Origin of the sequence: Streptococcus sp. SV2 (genome assembly GCF_030440175.1) — a bacterium.
GTDB lineage: Bacteria > Bacillota > Bacilli > Lactobacillales > Streptococcaceae > Streptococcus > Streptococcus raffinosi.
In genome coordinates, this window is record NZ_JAQFJQ010000006.1 from 40,227 (window position 1) to 55,363 (window position 15,137).

The 15,137-nt window shown below is 37.7% G+C and carries 15 protein-coding genes; 3 read left to right on the top strand and 12 right to left on the bottom strand.

Annotation, left to right across the window (positions count from 1 at the left end):
* Positions 1 to 96 precede the first annotated feature (96 nt).
* Positions 97 to 426, bottom strand: coding sequence for a zinc ribbon domain-containing protein YjdM (locus tag PCY14_RS04850; RefSeq protein ID WP_021145256.1), 330 nt, complete (start codon positions 424 to 426; stop codon positions 97 to 99).
* Between the two features lie 110 nt (positions 427 to 536).
* Positions 537 to 2,345 carry a glutamine--fructose-6-phosphate transaminase (isomerizing) gene (gene glmS, locus PCY14_RS04855; RefSeq protein WP_301363216.1) on the bottom strand — a complete coding sequence of 603 codons (1,809 nt, stop codon included), beginning with the start codon at positions 2,343 to 2,345 and terminating at the stop codon, positions 537 to 539.
* Positions 2,346 to 2,552: 207 nt separating this feature from the next.
* On the opposite strand from glmS, the gene PCY14_RS04860 reads away from it, so the two are divergent.
* A complete protein-coding gene (locus PCY14_RS04860) occupies positions 2,553 to 3,461 on the top strand; it encodes a LysR family transcriptional regulator (RefSeq protein ID WP_301363217.1) in 909 nt (302 codons plus the stop codon).
* Positions 3,462 to 3,554: 93 nt separating this feature from the next.
* Here PCY14_RS04860 and PCY14_RS04865 read toward each other — a convergent pair whose 3' ends face one another.
* Positions 3,555 to 4,268 (bottom strand): glucosaminidase domain-containing protein, encoded by a 714-nt coding sequence (locus PCY14_RS04865; RefSeq protein ID WP_301363218.1) that lies wholly within the window; start codon positions 4,266 to 4,268, stop codon positions 3,555 to 3,557.
* Between the two features lie 173 nt (positions 4,269 to 4,441).
* Here PCY14_RS04865 and PCY14_RS04870 point away from each other — a divergent pair, with 173 nt between their 5' ends.
* On the top strand, positions 4,442 to 5,449 hold the full coding sequence (locus tag PCY14_RS04870; protein ID WP_164376184.1) for a YeiH family protein: 1,008 nt from the start codon (positions 4,442 to 4,444) through the stop codon (positions 5,447 to 5,449).
* Positions 5,450 to 5,505: 56 nt separating this feature from the next.
* On the opposite strand, the gene PCY14_RS04875 is transcribed toward PCY14_RS04870, so the two are convergent.
* The 3 genes from PCY14_RS04875 to PCY14_RS04885 form a co-directional block, all read right to left on the bottom strand.
* Complete coding sequence (locus tag PCY14_RS04875; protein WP_042771815.1) at positions 5,506 to 5,817, bottom strand: hypothetical protein; 312 nt, start codon at positions 5,815 to 5,817, stop codon at positions 5,506 to 5,508.
* Positions 5,818 to 5,987: 170 nt separating this feature from the next.
* On the bottom strand, positions 5,988 to 6,386 hold the full coding sequence (locus PCY14_RS04880; protein ID WP_008534771.1) for a hypothetical protein: 399 nt from the start codon (positions 6,384 to 6,386) through the stop codon (positions 5,988 to 5,990).
* Between the two features lie 217 nt (positions 6,387 to 6,603).
* Entirely contained in the window at positions 6,604 to 8,148 is a 1,545-nt protein-coding gene (locus tag PCY14_RS04885; protein ID WP_021151795.1) for a zinc ABC transporter substrate-binding protein AdcA, read from the bottom strand.
* A 159-nt stretch (positions 8,149 to 8,307) separates the two neighbouring features.
* Between PCY14_RS04885 and PCY14_RS04890 the strand changes: the two genes are divergently transcribed.
* A complete protein-coding gene (locus PCY14_RS04890) occupies positions 8,308 to 9,135 on the top strand; it encodes a PrsW family glutamic-type intramembrane protease (protein WP_021145246.1) in 828 nt (275 codons plus the stop codon).
* A gap of 49 nt (positions 9,136 to 9,184) precedes the next feature.
* On the opposite strand, the gene PCY14_RS04895 is transcribed toward PCY14_RS04890, so the two are convergent.
* From PCY14_RS04895 to queF, 6 genes are all read right to left on the bottom strand, one after another.
* Complete coding sequence (locus PCY14_RS04895; RefSeq protein WP_021151793.1) at positions 9,185 to 10,582, bottom strand: C69 family dipeptidase; 1,398 nt, start codon at positions 10,580 to 10,582, stop codon at positions 9,185 to 9,187.
* 17 nt (positions 10,583 to 10,599) lie between these two features.
* Positions 10,600 to 11,511, bottom strand: coding sequence for a DNA-binding protein WhiA (gene whiA / locus PCY14_RS04900; RefSeq protein ID WP_021145244.1), 912 nt, complete (start codon positions 11,509 to 11,511; stop codon positions 10,600 to 10,602).
* Positions 11,508 to 12,482 carry a YvcK family protein gene (locus tag PCY14_RS04905; RefSeq protein WP_060933769.1) on the bottom strand — a complete coding sequence of 325 codons (975 nt, stop codon included), beginning with the start codon at positions 12,480 to 12,482 and terminating at the stop codon, positions 11,508 to 11,510. Before PCY14_RS04905 ends, whiA begins: the two co-directional genes overlap by 4 nt.
* Complete coding sequence (gene rapZ, locus PCY14_RS04910) at positions 12,479 to 13,369, bottom strand: RNase adapter RapZ (RefSeq protein ID WP_008534782.1); 891 nt, start codon at positions 13,367 to 13,369, stop codon at positions 12,479 to 12,481. The genes PCY14_RS04905 and rapZ overlap by 4 nt, the downstream gene beginning before the upstream one ends.
* Positions 13,350 to 14,120 (bottom strand): DUF1003 domain-containing protein, encoded by a 771-nt coding sequence (locus PCY14_RS04915; protein ID WP_008534784.1) that lies wholly within the window; start codon positions 14,118 to 14,120, stop codon positions 13,350 to 13,352. Before PCY14_RS04915 ends, rapZ begins: the two co-directional genes overlap by 20 nt.
* A 502-nt stretch (positions 14,121 to 14,622) precedes the next feature.
* A complete protein-coding gene (gene queF, locus PCY14_RS04920) occupies positions 14,623 to 15,114 on the bottom strand; it encodes a preQ(1) synthase (protein ID WP_003097375.1) in 492 nt (163 codons plus the stop codon).
* Positions 15,115 to 15,137: the final 23 nt, after the last annotated feature.

A 15,137-nucleotide genomic window follows, 5' to 3' on the forward strand; every position in this document is an offset into this window, starting at 1 on the left:
CATTGTAATGAACTTGAGTCCCCAGCCTCACTCCTCAAAGACTTAGCTAATATTAGCAATTGTAAATATTTAGGCTTACCTACCTATGCACTAATTTTAGACTTTCTTGACAAATTCAGATTTAAGTTTCATAGCACCAAAACCATCAATCTTACAGTCAATGTTGTGGTCACCTTCAACTAAGCGAATATTTTTAACACGTGTTCCTTGCTTGATGTCTTTGGGAGCACCCTTAACCTTAAGGTCTTTAATAACTGTGACAGTATCACCATCAGTAAGACGTGTTCCGTTGCTATCAAGAACCACAAGCCCTTCTTCTGCAACCTCGTTTGGATCCCACTCATAGGCACATTCTGGACAGACTAACAAGATACCATCTTCATAAACATACTCTGAGTTACATTTGGGACAATTTGGTAGTGACATATTTCTCTCCTAAAAATTCTGATATAGCTATTATTCTACTTTAGAATGAGTAATTACGCAAGAGTAAAAACAAACAACACCTCCTAGAAAAATCAGAGGTGTTGGCATTTTTATTCAACAGTAACTGACTTAGCCAAGTTACGTGGCTTATCAACGTCAAGTCCACGATGAAGCGTTGCAAAATAAGCAATTAATTGAGTTGGTACAACCATTGAAATTGGTGACAAATATGGATGAACGTTGTTAAGAACGATGTCATCATCTTCTTTAGCGACATTTTCTTCCGCAATAGTCAAGACTTTAGCACCACGTGCTGCTACTTCTTGAATGTTACCACGAGTATGGCTAGCAAGGACTGGATCAGACAAGAGAGCGATAACAGGCGTACCATCTTCGATAAGAGCAATTGTACCATGTTTCAACTCACCTGCTGCAAAACCTTCACATTGGATATATGAGATTTCTTTCAATTTAAGACTAGCTTCCATAGCCACATAATAATCTTGTCCACGTCCGATATAGAATGCATTACGTGTTTCTGCAAGAAGGTTGGCAACTTTCCCATCAATAACTTCTTTTTCAGAAAGTGTTGATTCGATAGATTGAGCCACGAGAGACAATTCGTGAACCAAGTCAAAGGCCTTAGCTTTTTCATTACCATTAACTTCGCCCACTGCTTTTGCCAAGAAAGCCAAAGTTGCAATTTGAGCAGTATAAGCTTTAGTAGAAGCGACAGCAATTTCTGGTCCAGCGTGAAGAAGCATTGTATGGTCAGCTTCACGAGAAAGCGTTGAACCTGGAACATTTGTTACTGTCAAACTTGGAATACCCATTTCGTTAGCTTTAACAAGAACCTGACGACTATCTGCTGTTTCACCTGATTGACTAATAAAGACAAAGAGAGGTTTCTTGCTAAGGAGTGGCATACCATAACCCCACTCAGAAGAAATACCAAGCTCAACTGGTGTATCAGTCAATTCTTCAAGCATCTTCTTAGAAGCAAAACCAGCATGATAAGAAGTTCCTGCTGCAAGAATATAGATACGGTCAGCGTCTTGAACAGCCTTAATAATATCAGCATCCACAATCACTTGACCCTTATCATCTGTATAGGCTTGAATAAGCTTACGCATCACTGTTGGTTGCTCATCAATTTCTTTGAGCATATAGTATGGGTATGTTCCTTTACCAATATCAGAAAGGTCAAGCTCAGCTGTATAACTATCACGTTCTTTGACATTTCCATCATAGTCTTGAACTTCAACACTATCCGCCTTCACGATAACCAACTCTTGATCGTGAATTTCCATATATTGATTTGTTTCACGAATCATAGCCATGGCATCTGAGCAGACCATATTATAGCCATCACCAAGACCAATCAAAAGTGGTGATTTGTTTTTTGCCACGTAAATTGTTGAGGCATCTTCAGAATCCATGAGGGCAAAGGCATATGATCCACGGATAATGTGAAGAGCTTTCTTGAATGCTTCGAGAGTTGACAAACCATCTTCTTCAACAAATTTTCCAATCAAGTGAACTGCAATTTCAGTATCGGTTTGACCTTTGAAATGGTGACCAGCAAGGTATTCTTCCTTAATTTCAAGATAGTTTTCAATAACACCATTGTGAACCAAAACGAAACGTTCTGTTTCTGAGCGGTGTGGGTGAGCATTGTCCTCTGTTGGTTTACCGTGAGTTGCCCAACGAGTATGTCCAATACCAGATGTGCCTTCTACTCCTTCAGTTTTAGCAGCAAGTTCCGCAATACGGCCAACAGCCTTAACCAATTGACTAGATGCATCGCCCGCTACAAAGATACCAGCTGAATCATAACCACGGTATTCTAGCTTTTCAAGTCCTTGAATCAAGATATCAGTTGCATTTGTGTTACCTACAACACCAACAATTCCACACATATTTTTAATAATAACCTCAGATCAAAGAGGTCATGTCTCCTTCATTTAAAATTGGTATAGTCAATAAGCTCTTTAAAAAGCTTAACGAGGACAGTATATTCCATATATTTGACATTGTCAAGCATAAAAATTGGTATAGTCCTAAAAAGACTTTTTACTCGCCTCTTATCCTAAGGAATAATCCTTAAAATATGCTATAATAAGGCTATGCGAATTCAACAATTACATTATATTATCAAAATCGTCGAAACCGGCTCAATGAATGAAGCTGCAAAACAACTTTTCATCACACAACCAAGTCTTTCAAATGCTGTTCGTGACTTGGAAAGAGAAATGGGGATTGATATTTTCATCCGTAACCCTAAGGGAATCACCTTAACCAAGGATGGGGTCGAGTTCCTTTCCTATGCCCGTCAGGTAGTGGAACAAACTAACCTTTTGGAAGAACGTTACAAAAGTCATACCGAAACACGTGAATTGTTCAGTGTTTCTTCACAACACTATGCCTTTGTGGTTAATGCCTTCGTCTCACTTCTCAAGAGAGCTGATATGACACGTTATGAGCTCTTCTTACGTGAAACTCGCACTTATGAAATCATTGAAGACGTTAAGAACTTTCGATCAGAAATCGGCGTCCTCTTTCTTAATAGCTATAATCGTGACGTCTTGACTAAGATGTTTGATGACAACCGTCTCACATATACCAGTCTCTTTAAAGCTAGGCCTCATATCTTTGTCAGCAAATCAAATCCATTAGCCAAGCATGAAATTGTCTCTTTAGAAGATTTAGAAGACTTCCCATACCTTAGTTACGATCAAGGGATTCATAATTCCTTCTACTATTCCGAAGAGATTCTCTCGCAGATTCCCCATAAAAAGTCTATCGTGGTTTCAGACCGCGCGACACTCTTCAACCTATTAATTGGTTTGGATGGTTACACCATTGCTACAGGTATTTTAAATAGTAATCTGAATGGTGATAACATTGTCTCTATCCCGCTTGATATTGATGATGAAATTGATATTGTTTACTTGAAGCATGAAAAGGCAACCCTCTCTAAAATGGGAGAAAAATTCCTTGATAACCTCGTTAAAGAAGTCACTTTTGACAACTAATAGATGTTAGTCCCCAGCACATAATGTTGGGGACTTTTTATCGCCAAAACTATCCAATTGAAAGCACAAAAAAGAGCCTTTCGACTCTCATCATTATTTATAATTTTTATAGCTTGCCCAAGCTTCATCTATAGATAAGGTATCAGCATCTGTGTATGAGCCTCTATAGCTGTTCCAAACAAGGCCACTTGTTGAACCAGTTGCTTGGGTAACTGGAGCTTGATCATAGGCAGTCAAACCATAGTATGCAATAATGCTATTTAATTTAGAAGCGTAAAGACTATCTGTAGCATAAGTCCCTGTCAGTGCCTGAGTGGCATCTGCATAACTACTTGTATTTGATTTCCAAGTACCTGCATAAGTAGATGACGTCATCAAAGCAGCATAATCCGCCAAAGAGTCGCTCAAGCTACCATAAGAACGGAACGGCTGATCAACCTCATAAGTCTTCCCTGTACCATCATCTTCCCAAGTACGCATTGTTACCGAGTTTCCATTGTAAGTTCCTTTAATTCCAAAAAAGTTGTAATAAGGTGCTTGACTAAGACCTGACTGCCCAGAATTCGATTCAAGAATAGCTTGAGCAATTAGAACAGAAGCATAGATATTATAGTCTTGACCAATTTGTCTCGCAGTTTCACCGATATTACCAATAAAAGCAGTAGTCGTTTGGTTATAAGCAGCTTCAGCTTTAGCGTTGACACTGTTATCATTTTTTCTATCGGTTGTAAAAGCTAAGACTAAAAATAATGAACAAATAAAAGCTCCCACAATAAAAATCAAATACTTCTTTAAATGACGATACATATAGCCTTCCTTCTTAAGATTTCCCATTATAATATTTTAATACTATTCTATCAGAAAAAAAGACCCTTAGCAAGTTATAGAGATGGTTTTCCCCCAAAAACAAGCCCTAATAACACCTTTACATAGCCTAAATAATAAGATATAATGAAGGCAATTTTTAAGGAGATGAAAAAATGAAAATCAAATCATTCTTACCTGGTATAAGTATTGCAATACTTATTTCGCTTGTAGCCTGGTATCTTGGAATATTATTTCCTATTATCGGAGGGCCTGTCATTGGCCTTTTCATTGGACTCTTGTTTGGCAGTTTAATTACAGACTCTGAAAAACTTAAAACTGGGATACAGTTCACATCCAAAAAAGTATTACAATACGCTGTTATTCTTCTAGGGTTTGGGCTAAACCTTTCTCAAGTTTTCCAAGTTGGCTTAACCTCACTTCCTATCATTTTAGTCACCATTGCTACGGCACTCAGTACAGCTTATATCATTCACCGGTTATTTAAGTTAGATAGCGAAATTACTACTTTAGTAGGAGTTGGTTCTTCAATCTGTGGAGGTTCTGCTATTGCTGCAACAGCACCTGTCATCAAAGCGAAAGATGAATCCATAGCCACAGCAATCTCGGTAATATTCTTTTTTAATATCTTAGCGGCTCTGTTCTTCCCTCACTTGGGATCTTGGCTAGGCCTTAGTAATGAAGGATTCGCCATATTTGCTGGAACAGCCGTTAACGATACTTCGTCTGTAACTGCCACTGCCAGTTCTTGGGATAGCTTGCACGGAACATCGATTTTAGAGCAAGCAACAATTGTTAAGTTAACTCGTACTCTTGCAATCATTCCTATTACACTTGGCCTATCTATTTGGCAATCAAAAAAGGAAGATAGAAAAGAGTCATTTTCTCTAATCAAAGCTGTTCCTAATTTTATTATCTGGTTCCTAGTGGCTTCTCTCATTACAACTGTTACAACGTCTCTTGGCGCATCCGCTACTGTTTTTGCTCCTTTAAAGAACCTTTCAAAGTTTATGATTATCATGGCAATGACAGCTATCGGTTACCAAACAAATCTTAAGAAACTCATTACCAAAGGCGGATCCGCTCTACTAGTTGGGGGGCTCTGTTGGGTATTGATTAGTCTTGCATCCCTGCTCATGCAAAAAGTATTAGGACTCTGGTAAAATATAATACAAAAAAACTCACAAACTATTCGTTTGTGAGTTTTTTTCACGAGATGTCATTTCTTATACTCGAAGATGTAGGTTTGAACAACCTTATCCCCTTCATTTGATACATGCAAATCAACATCATAACTCTTAGTTTGGCCACTAAAGTCTTGGACTTTATAAATGCCATCTTTTTTATCTGTAGAAGATGACTGACCAGAATAATGCTTAATTTCCAAGCCTGAAGTCTTGTCTAAAGACAATGGGAAGAGTTCATTTAGAGAATAAAGACCATAGAACGCAAAACATAAAAGGCTTAGTGAAGCAAGACTCACCAAATAATATTTACAAAAAGAACCCCATTTCAACCCCTGATTACTCACTTCGTTATTATCTTCCTTTAATCTTTAGTTCTTTTTATTAGAGTATTTTCAAATTTTATTTTACACATATTTGAAGATTTTGTCAAATTATTTGGTATTTTAAATGTATGTTATATCTACTTAATAGATTAATATGATTCTATCAGGGTAAACTAAAAGCCGTTAGCAAGCTAGCGGCAACTTTTTATTTCTGAAACAATATATTCTAGGCGTCTATAGAGACCAAGCAATAGGTCATAACTACGATTTTCATTTTCTTTCAAAACTGTATAAACTGTTGTTGCATAGGTAAATGCAAAGAAGTCATCTATGTCCTTTAGCCAATCATCAATAACTCCTAAATTTTGATCGATAATCGTGAATAAACTTGGCTGGTACCAGATAGTTCCTTCAATATAAAGATTTTTATCAGATAATTTAGACAGGGATACTTTTAGGTCAGCAAGCTCTCTTTTGGCAAGATTAGGGTCAATCTTTAAATCAAAAAGTAATCGTGCATCATGATTAAGAATATCGAGTTCTGCTTGCAGCAGTTGAATATAGTGTATCGCTACTAAATACTGGTTCATGGGTCTCTCCTGGTCATCTGAAAATCGTAATATTATTGTACCACTAAAGAATGAAAAAAAGTAGTAATAATTTAATTTTTTCATGATTTTTTAGAAAAATTTTTTTGTTTAAATCTTCTATTTTAAAATTATTGCACAAGCTATTTTTCTAAGAGTTTAAAAATGAAAGATTTTTTAAAGAAGAAAAATCACTCAAAATATGAGTGATTTAATAGTATCAGTGACTGATCATTTCTTGTGCGATATCAAAGCCACTGAGTTTTGCTGGATAGTAAGTTGGCCAATTATCCATCTCTTTTAGAATCTCATCTTGACTGCTATTTCCAAAGAAAATATGGAAATGTGCTGAAGTTGTTGAATCTATTTGATGGTCTGAGAATTGGACATATTGGTAAGGATTATCCGCCGCTTGACTGTCAGTAGCTGTGAAAAGATAGCGAACACCTTTCTTACCAGAAGCATAGGTCAAAACCTTATAGCCGTCATAACGATAAGTATGTGTCACACTACTTCCATCAGTCTTAGTGAAAGTCATAGTCATTTTCTTACCATCAATCGAAATTTTAGAAACGTCTGTTTGATACCCTTTAGTATAGTAATCCTTATACTCTTGTGCTGTTTTATCCTTGTTCATTAGAGATTTGTATTCAAATACTTGGTCTAAAGTACCATCTTGAAGGTAAGGATAAACAGATTGCCAATCACCTGACCAATCAGTTAGTTTTCTATCTTTAACATCTTTGTCATCAAAATAGCCATTTTGGACTGTTTTCTTATCATCACTTCCAGATTCTGGTTGAATGGCTTTACCTTCAACATCAGTAGTCAAACGAAGATTTTTTAAATTTTCGTTCATGATGCTGACATAATTTTCACCTTTTTTCAACTGATCCTTGGTTAAAGATTCAATCGGATTTAAAACTGCTGTCTTAACACCTACTTCATTGGCTAAGGTCTTAGCAACACTACTTGAAGCATTCTCTTCAAAGTAGATATAATTAATGTTATATTCTGAGACATACTTAGAAAGACTAGCAATACGTTTAGCCGATGGGTCAGACTCAGCAGAAACACCTGAAATTGGCACTTGTGTCAAACCGTAATCTAAGGCTAGATAAGCAAAAGCTGAGTGTTGTGTTACGAAACTCTTCTGTTTGGCTTGACTGAGTGCTTCGGTATACTCTTTATCTAAGGTTTGTAATTTTTTAAGGTATTTCTCTGCATTTGTTGTAAACACCGCTTTCTTGTCAGGGTGTTGCGCAATCAAACCATCTCTAATGGTTTCTACCAACTTTTGAGCACGTTTTGGTGACAGCCAGAGATGGGGATCATACTCATGGTGATGACCTTCTTCCCCGTGCTCATGCTCTTCTTCCTCAATACCAGGAAGAAGAACCATACCCTTACTTGCCTTAATGACTTTAGTATGTTTGGTGTTAATGGTTTTTTCAACCTTTGGAACCCATGTTTCCATATTTTCATTTAGATAGACAAAAGTGTCAGCCTTTTCAATATCAGCGACATTCTTCGTAGAAGGCTGAAAATCATGGGCTTCACTTCCTGCAGGAATAAGATAAGACACCTCTCCCTCATCACCAACAACCTGCTTGGTGAATTCATAAACGGGATAAAAACTTGTAACGACTTTCATATCACCATTGTCTTTTGAACTATGTTGGCTAGTCGTATAATAAATACCTGCACCTGCTGCTAGAACAATCGCTGCTAGGCCTGCTAGGCCAAAAATACGTTTCTTTTTCATAATAATCCTTTCAAAAAATACTTAACCAGTTAATAGTTTACTGGTTAAGTATATCACACTATTTTTATTTTGCAAGTCCTAAAATAAAAAAATTGAAATATTTCGGTGTAAATGAATTATTTGTTATACTGGAAGTATCATTTGGAAAGTAGGTTATACATGTTTCGAAAATTAACCCTGTATATTTTTTTGTTACTTTCAGCCATTGGCCTGACTTATGATACCCAATCATACACTTCAGGTGCTCTGTCTGGTTCAGCTTACGGTATCATTGGGCTATCAACACTCATTGCACTATGTTATATCGTTCCAGCTTTATTTCTTATTTATCATTTAGGTGAAAAATGGCAGGTTAGACCACTTGTGCTAGCTTTTGCCCTAATTGGTGGTCTCTTTATCACGGGATGGATAGCAGGTTATGCCAATACCTTCTCTCATGAATGGGTAACGGCCCACCTATCTTCGAAACATTTTTTCTATCGTTTTGAAGATGCTATTATGGCTCCTCTTGTTGAGGAACCTCTCAAACTAGCAGCTTTTCTCTTTGCTATCTATATGGTACCAACAAAAAGTTACAAAGGGCTCTTACTTGTTGCTATAACAGCTGGTCTAGGTTTTCAGATTAGTGAAGATTTCTCCTATATCCTTTCAGATTTACCTGATGGTTTTTCTTATACGATTTCGGGAATCCTTGGCCGCAGTATTGGTGTCGTATCATCTCACTGGCTTTATACGTCCTTCTTTGCTATGGGCTTAATCTTAATATGGCGTTCATGTCGAAAGATTATTGATCAAAAATACTGCCTTACTGGCTTCCTTTATGCCTGTGGTGCTTTTGCCGCTCATTTTGCTTGGAACTCACCTCTTCGAAATTTAGAAAGTGATTTTCCCTGGGCTTCAGGCCTTCTTATTTCAATTAATCTTTTCTTCTTCATTATGCTTTATCAACTGCTATCTAGGCTTGATGAAGAAAATAGCCATAGTTAAAGCACTAAAAAACCTTTCCATTTTTTATGGAAAGGTTTTTTTGATAAGTCTAATCACTCATTGAGAATCGGTTGGTCATTAAATTGCTAGCATCATCTAAGACTTTTGCCAATAGTTTATCTGTTTCTGACTGAATCTGGTCACTAATTTTTTGATTTTCAGCTTCAAAATCAATACTCTCACCATTTGCCAAAGCCGTATCGACACGATTAATCATGGCATGGCCAAGAGCCATAGTTGTTTCGACATAGTCATCCAAATCAGCTTCGTGATGTTGAAAATGAGAATCACAGATGGCAGCAATCAAGCGATTACTCCAGTAGAAATTGCCTGTGTCAACCTTATCAGTTGTTTGACGGAAGTAAGCAGGCGTTGTACCAACTTGAGTCCAAAATGGTACCATGGTTCCAAAAGGCATTGATCCATAGGCTAACCATTGGATACCAGTCGTTTCAGAAGGTTTATGAGGACGCATTTGCAAGAGAGCTGTATGACTCGTACGATTAATACCAATTGGACGGAATTGACGTTGACTAACAGCATCACCTTGAGGGCCATAAGGATCATAAGGGGTGTCTTGATAATGAAGGCTCAAAACATATTTAACGTCTTCAACTGTAATTTTGCGGTAAGGTTTTTGACCCCATGGAATGAAGAATGATTTTGGATCATACTCCTTTTCTGGATTCAAAAACTTTTGCATAGCCCAAGCACGTGGTGTATTGTAATGACGGTCCTTATCTCGCTGGCTACCAAAGGCATATCGTGGATTGAAGTGTTCGTTAGAATAAGTCAAATCCAAATGATGCTTATTAATAAAGTCACGAATATCTGGTGAAGCGAGATAGTCATCTGGATTTTCAAATTCATAATGATCAATACCTAGTTGATTTGGATTGGTAACATAAGCATCATCCGGAACACGTCTAGCAATCCAATGGTGACCACCAATTGTTTCTAGCCACCAAATTTCTTCAGTGTCAGAAAAAGCAATACCATTTGACTCATAAGTTCCATAAGTTTCAAGGAGTTGTCCCAAGCGAAGAACACCTTCACGAGCAGTCTTAATATAAGGTAAAACCAGAGTCAGCATATCTTCTTCGCCAAATCCATCTTTAACAAGAGGATCCGCACCAAGAACACGCGCATTGGTTGTGATTGTTTCCGTTGCACTCATAGCAACATTCGCTGAGTTAATACCGGCTTCTCCCCATATACCATCTTTACCAAGGGCATCTGGTACGGAAGTATAACCTAATGGATTATCTGGCAAATCAATCGAAAAATCGCTAAGCACAGATTGGTAATGACGTGGTTGGTCCTCGGGTGTTACTACAAGAAACTCTTTAGGTGTGAAAACACCTGATTGAGAGTCTTCAGTACGGGCAATCATGGTAGAGCCATCATATGAGGCTTTCTTACCTACTAAAATCGTTGTACAAGCCATAAAAGCTTCCTTTCTACTTACAAATCGTCCGCAATTTTATTGATTTTTCTGAGACGATGGTTGACACCACTTTTGGTCAAAGGCGGTTCAATACTATCAGCGATTTGCTGGATTGAGTAATCTGGATTGGCAATACGGAGTTGGGCAATTTGACGCAGTTCAGCCGGCAAAATTTCCAAGCCAACCGTATCCATAATCTTGATAATGTTATTGATTGTTTTCATGCTAGCACTGATAGTCCTAGCGATATTAGCCGTTTCAGCGTTATTAGCTCGATTGAGGTCATTTCTCGTCTCTCGCATAATCTTAACTTCTTCGAAAATTTCCTTTGAAGTCATGGCTCCAATGACAAGAAGAAAATCCATAATATCTTCTGCTTTTTGAAGATAGGTCACAAAGCCATTTTTATGTTGCAAAACCTTGGCATCAAGCATAAATTTTTTCATGAGAGAGGCTAAATCCTCTGCGTGGTCCTGATAAACAGAGAATATTTCTAATTGATAACGTCCTTTTTCAGGGTCACGTACCGTTCCTGTTGCCAGAAAAGCCCCTCGTAAATAAGACCTTCCGGTCTCATCGTCTTCCATTATTGACGTCTCAATCCCTGTCTCAAAGCCAAAGAAAGAATCCGCCAATTGTAAATCAGACAAAATATCATTGGCTTGGTCCGCTACAAAAACCGTATAGACACGATTTTTCTTGAGATTAGTCTTATTATGGTGTCTTAATTCAGGGGCAATATGATAGCGACTCTCCATTAATTGATAAATGTGACGAGCAATCTTTGCATTCTCTGTCGAGATAGAAAGTGTCAGCCCTTGATTGGTCAAACCTACAGAACCAGACATCTTAATCAAAGCTGACAATTCAGCCTTATCTTTGGTTGATTCAGCAATGATCTCTTCTTTAACCTTGATTGTGAAACTCATGACTTCTTCCTCACTAAATGCATGAGTTCTTCAACGACTAAATCACCATCGTGGAAGGCACCCCCATTTTCTAGGCGAAGAAAATTAGATGAGACAACTGTTTTTGCTTCACGACGTAAACTGTTGAAATCATGGTCAACTTGAACAAGGTATTCGTCAAACTTGTTATTCGTCATATATTCCAATGGAACTTTTTCGATATTTACCAGAACATTATCAATCACATCAGAGCCAAGATGTCGATTAAGCACAGCCACATGGTCCGCATCCGAAAATTGTTCTGTTTCACCATATTGAGTCATGATATTACAAATATAAGTAACATCAGCCTTAGTCTCAATAAGCGCTTGACGAATCTCAGGGATAACTAAGTTAGGTAAAATAGATGTATAGAGAGAACCAGGGCCAAGGACTATCATGTCACTATTTAAAATAGCATCAACAACCTTACGACTTGCTTTTGGTTCATCCTCATTATAAGCATTGGTTACATAAACACGTTCAATCATGCCATCATACTTGGCAATACTACTCTCACCAGCGACCTCATGTCCATCACGAAATACCGCATGCAGTGTCAAGGCTGTTTCACTGGCAGGGTAAATCTTGCCTGTCACATGAAAGAACTTGGTTAAAAGCTGCATAGCGTTGTATGTAGATCCCTGCATTTCTGAAATTCCTGCGATAACAAGATTCCCAAGAGGATGACCAGCCAATGCACCATCAGTTTTGTCAAAACGATATTGGAAAACACGTTCATAAAGTTTAGGCATATCACTCATAGCTACCAAAACATTACGCAAATCCCCTGGAGGTGTCAGTTGCATGATATCACGTAAATTTCCTGAAGAACCGCCATCATCAGCCACGGTTACAACAGCAGTAATATCAACATCTTTATGGCGCAAACTACGAAGAATGACTGGAATACCAGTTCCTCCACCTATTACTGTAATTTTTGGTTTGTTCATGAACGATTCACCGTCTCCTTACGTCGATCTTTATCACGATGTGTTTCGTTGACCGTCCAATCATTTTTCAACTCTTGAGCCAATCGATGTGCAAAAGCTACACTGCGGTGTTGGCCACCTGTGCAACCAACAGCAATAGTGAGAACAGATTTACCTTCTTTTTGGTAACCCGGTAAGATTGGTTTAATAAGTTGAGTCAAATGACTGTAAAACACCTCTGATTCCTTGTGTTCCATAACATAATCATAAACTTCTTGATCCAGACCAGTCTGGTTACGAAGAGCAGGATCATAATAAGGGTTTGGCAAGAAACGCACATCAAATACCAAATCTGCGTCTAAAGGCAAGCCATATTTGAAACCAAAACTCAAGACCTCAATACGGAAAGAAGTCTGATCCTCTGTAGATGAAAACTGTTCAGAAATGGTCTTACGAAGCTGACGTGGGGTCATTTCAGTTGTATCTACAACGTTTTGGCTCAAGCTCTTAAGTGGTGATAAGAGCTCACGTTCAAGCTTAATCCCATCCAACACACGACCATCTGCAGCCAAGGGGTGGCTACGACGTGTCTCTTTATAACGAGAAACTAATTCACCATCTGTGGCATCCAAGAAAAGAATCTTGAAATTAAGTTCCTGATTACTTTCCAAATTGTCTAAAATGACATTTACCTCGTCGAAAAACAATCGACTACGCATGTCAACAACTAAGGCAATCTTAGAGGTCTGTTCACTATGTTTTACCAACTCAATAACCTTAGGCACCAATGAAGGTGGCATATTATCGATGGTAAAGTAACCTAAATCCTCAAAGGATTGAATCGCCACAGTCTTACCTGCACCACTCATTCCTGTTACGATAACTAAATCAATTTGATTCGTCTCCATGAATCTCCCTTTCTAATCCTTTTTCCTTCATCATTCGAATATCATCTGACATCTTCTCCACTTGTTGACTAACCGCCATTATCATTTCTGTCTGCAATTTTTGAATGGTAAGCAAATCAGACTGGTCTTGTTGCACCAAGTGATCAATCTTTTCATGCAAAAAACGAATCTCTTCCTTAGACTGTTTATTCACATGATAGTCATTTCGGGCTTGCAAACGGTCATAATCCGAAGCACGATTCTGGCTCATCATAATCAATGGTGCTTGAACCGCCGCCAAGGTTGATAAGGCCAAGTTAAGCAAGATAAATGGATACTTGTCAAAAGAAATTCCAAATGGTTGAATGACATTTAGTGCCATCCAAATCCCCATAAAAGCTATAAACGACAAGATAAAAGTCCAAGATCCACCAAATCGTGCCACTTCATCCGCAACTTTTTGACCAAAAGTAATCCGACTATCCAATTGTTCCTGGACGTCCTGATACTCATACAACAAATTTTTGGTCACATCATGTACCGTCTCACGTACATGCTCGTTCTTTTCATTGGCACTAGCAATGATTTCATCAAGAAAAACCAATCTATAATCCAAAAGACTGATATTGCTAATAAAATCATGTCCTTGTACAAGAGGATAATCTTTTTTTACAAGCACCTGTATCCGACTGTTAAGTCGTTCAAAGTAAGAGCCATCTGTTTCATCAAACCACTCTTTAGAGATATAATCCTGAACTCTCTTTACCTGCATATTGTCGCCTTCTTTCTAGGCTCTATTATACCACAATGAATCCTTAATCGTTCAATGGATAAGGGAAAAAGAGTCCAAGATTAGTCTCAGACTCTTTCCTCTTTTAGGATATTTGATTGAAAATCATATTATTGGTAATTCAAAGTCCAGTAATAAGTACCATCTCCAGCAATGACGTAAACTACTGCAGCTTGAGTCGTATTAGGATTCATAAGCAATTCACGAACACCACTATTCAACCATTTATTAGCGACAACTGAACTATCTGATTCTCGACGGTAGACAATACCAATACATTTATAATCGTTTACAATATTATGTTAAGTAATATTTATTTGAATGTCAAATTATTTTATGAATAGAAGTTTTTAATAAAAGGATTACACCCCCTAATATCTTAATGGAAATTGTGTGTAAGTTTTGTAAAAATTTCATACTCTTTCGAAATGCAAAAATCGCTAACAGAAAAAGCCTTCACAGTTATAGAAGGCTTCGGACAATATTAACGATTATCAATATTTTCTGGGTAGAGGTCGTGATTAAAAAGGCGTTGCTCTGCCATTTTTTCATACTTAGTTTCTGGACGACCGTAATTATAATAAGGATCAATTGAAATACCACCACGAGGTGTAAATTTACCCCACACCTCAAGGTAGCGAGGATTCAAAAGCTCCACCAAATCCTTACCAATGGTATTGATACAATTTTCGTGGAAATCTCCGTGATTACGGTAACTAAAGAGGTAAAGCTTCAATGATTTAGACTCAACACAGAGCTGGTCTGGAATATAAGAAATATAGATGCTGGCAAAGTCAGGTTGCCCAGTAATCGGACAAAGTGAGGTAAATTCTGGACAGTTGAATTTGATAAAGTAATCATTATCAGTATGACGATTATCAAAAGACTCCAAGACTTGTGGAGAATATTCAAAAATATAAGGTGTCTCCTTATTACCTAGGAGAGTGAGGTTTTTCATTTCTTCTTGTTGTGACATTTTTCTTCCTTTTCTTGTATAAT

What these genes read in the sequence shown, in the direction of transcription:
- PCY14_RS04905 (WP_060933769.1), bottom strand. Translation starts at nt 12,482, where the DNA reads ATGAACAAACCAAAAATTACAGTAATAGGTGGAGGAACTGGTATTCCA.
- whiA (WP_021145244.1), bottom strand. Translation starts at nt 11,511, where the DNA reads ATGAGTTTCACAATCAAGGTTAAAGAAGAGATCATTGCTGAATCAACC.
- PCY14_RS04850 (WP_021145256.1), bottom strand. Translation starts at nt 426, where the DNA reads ATGTCACTACCAAATTGTCCCAAATGTAACTCAGAGTATGTTTATGAA.
- PCY14_RS04890 (WP_021145246.1), top strand. Translation starts at nt 8,308, where the DNA reads ATGTTTCGAAAATTAACCCTGTATATTTTTTTGTTACTTTCAGCCATT.
- PCY14_RS04880 (WP_008534771.1), bottom strand. Translation starts at nt 6,386, where the DNA reads ATGAACCAGTATTTAGTAGCGATACACTATATTCAACTGCTGCAAGCA.
- PCY14_RS04870 (WP_164376184.1), top strand. Translation starts at nt 4,442, where the DNA reads ATGAAAATCAAATCATTCTTACCTGGTATAAGTATTGCAATACTTATT.
- PCY14_RS04865 (WP_301363218.1), bottom strand. Translation starts at nt 4,268, where the DNA reads ATGTATCGTCATTTAAAGAAGTATTTGATTTTTATTGTGGGAGCTTTT.
- PCY14_RS04895 (WP_021151793.1), bottom strand. Translation starts at nt 10,582, where the DNA reads ATGGCTTGTACAACGATTTTAGTAGGTAAGAAAGCCTCATATGATGGC.
- glmS (WP_301363216.1), bottom strand. Translation starts at nt 2,345, where the DNA reads ATGTGTGGAATTGTTGGTGTTGTAGGTAACACAAATGCAACTGATATC.
- PCY14_RS04885 (WP_021151795.1), bottom strand. Translation starts at nt 8,148, where the DNA reads ATGAAAAAGAAACGTATTTTTGGCCTAGCAGGCCTAGCAGCGATTGTT.
- PCY14_RS04915 (WP_008534784.1), bottom strand. Translation starts at nt 14,120, where the DNA reads ATGCAGGTAAAGAGAGTTCAGGATTATATCTCTAAAGAGTGGTTTGAT.
- PCY14_RS04860 (WP_301363217.1), top strand. Translation starts at nt 2,553, where the DNA reads ATGCGAATTCAACAATTACATTATATTATCAAAATCGTCGAAACCGGC.
- rapZ (WP_008534782.1), bottom strand. Translation starts at nt 13,369, where the DNA reads ATGGAGACGAATCAAATTGATTTAGTTATCGTAACAGGAATGAGTGGT.
- queF (WP_003097375.1), bottom strand. Translation starts at nt 15,114, where the DNA reads ATGTCACAACAAGAAGAAATGAAAAACCTCACTCTCCTAGGTAATAAG.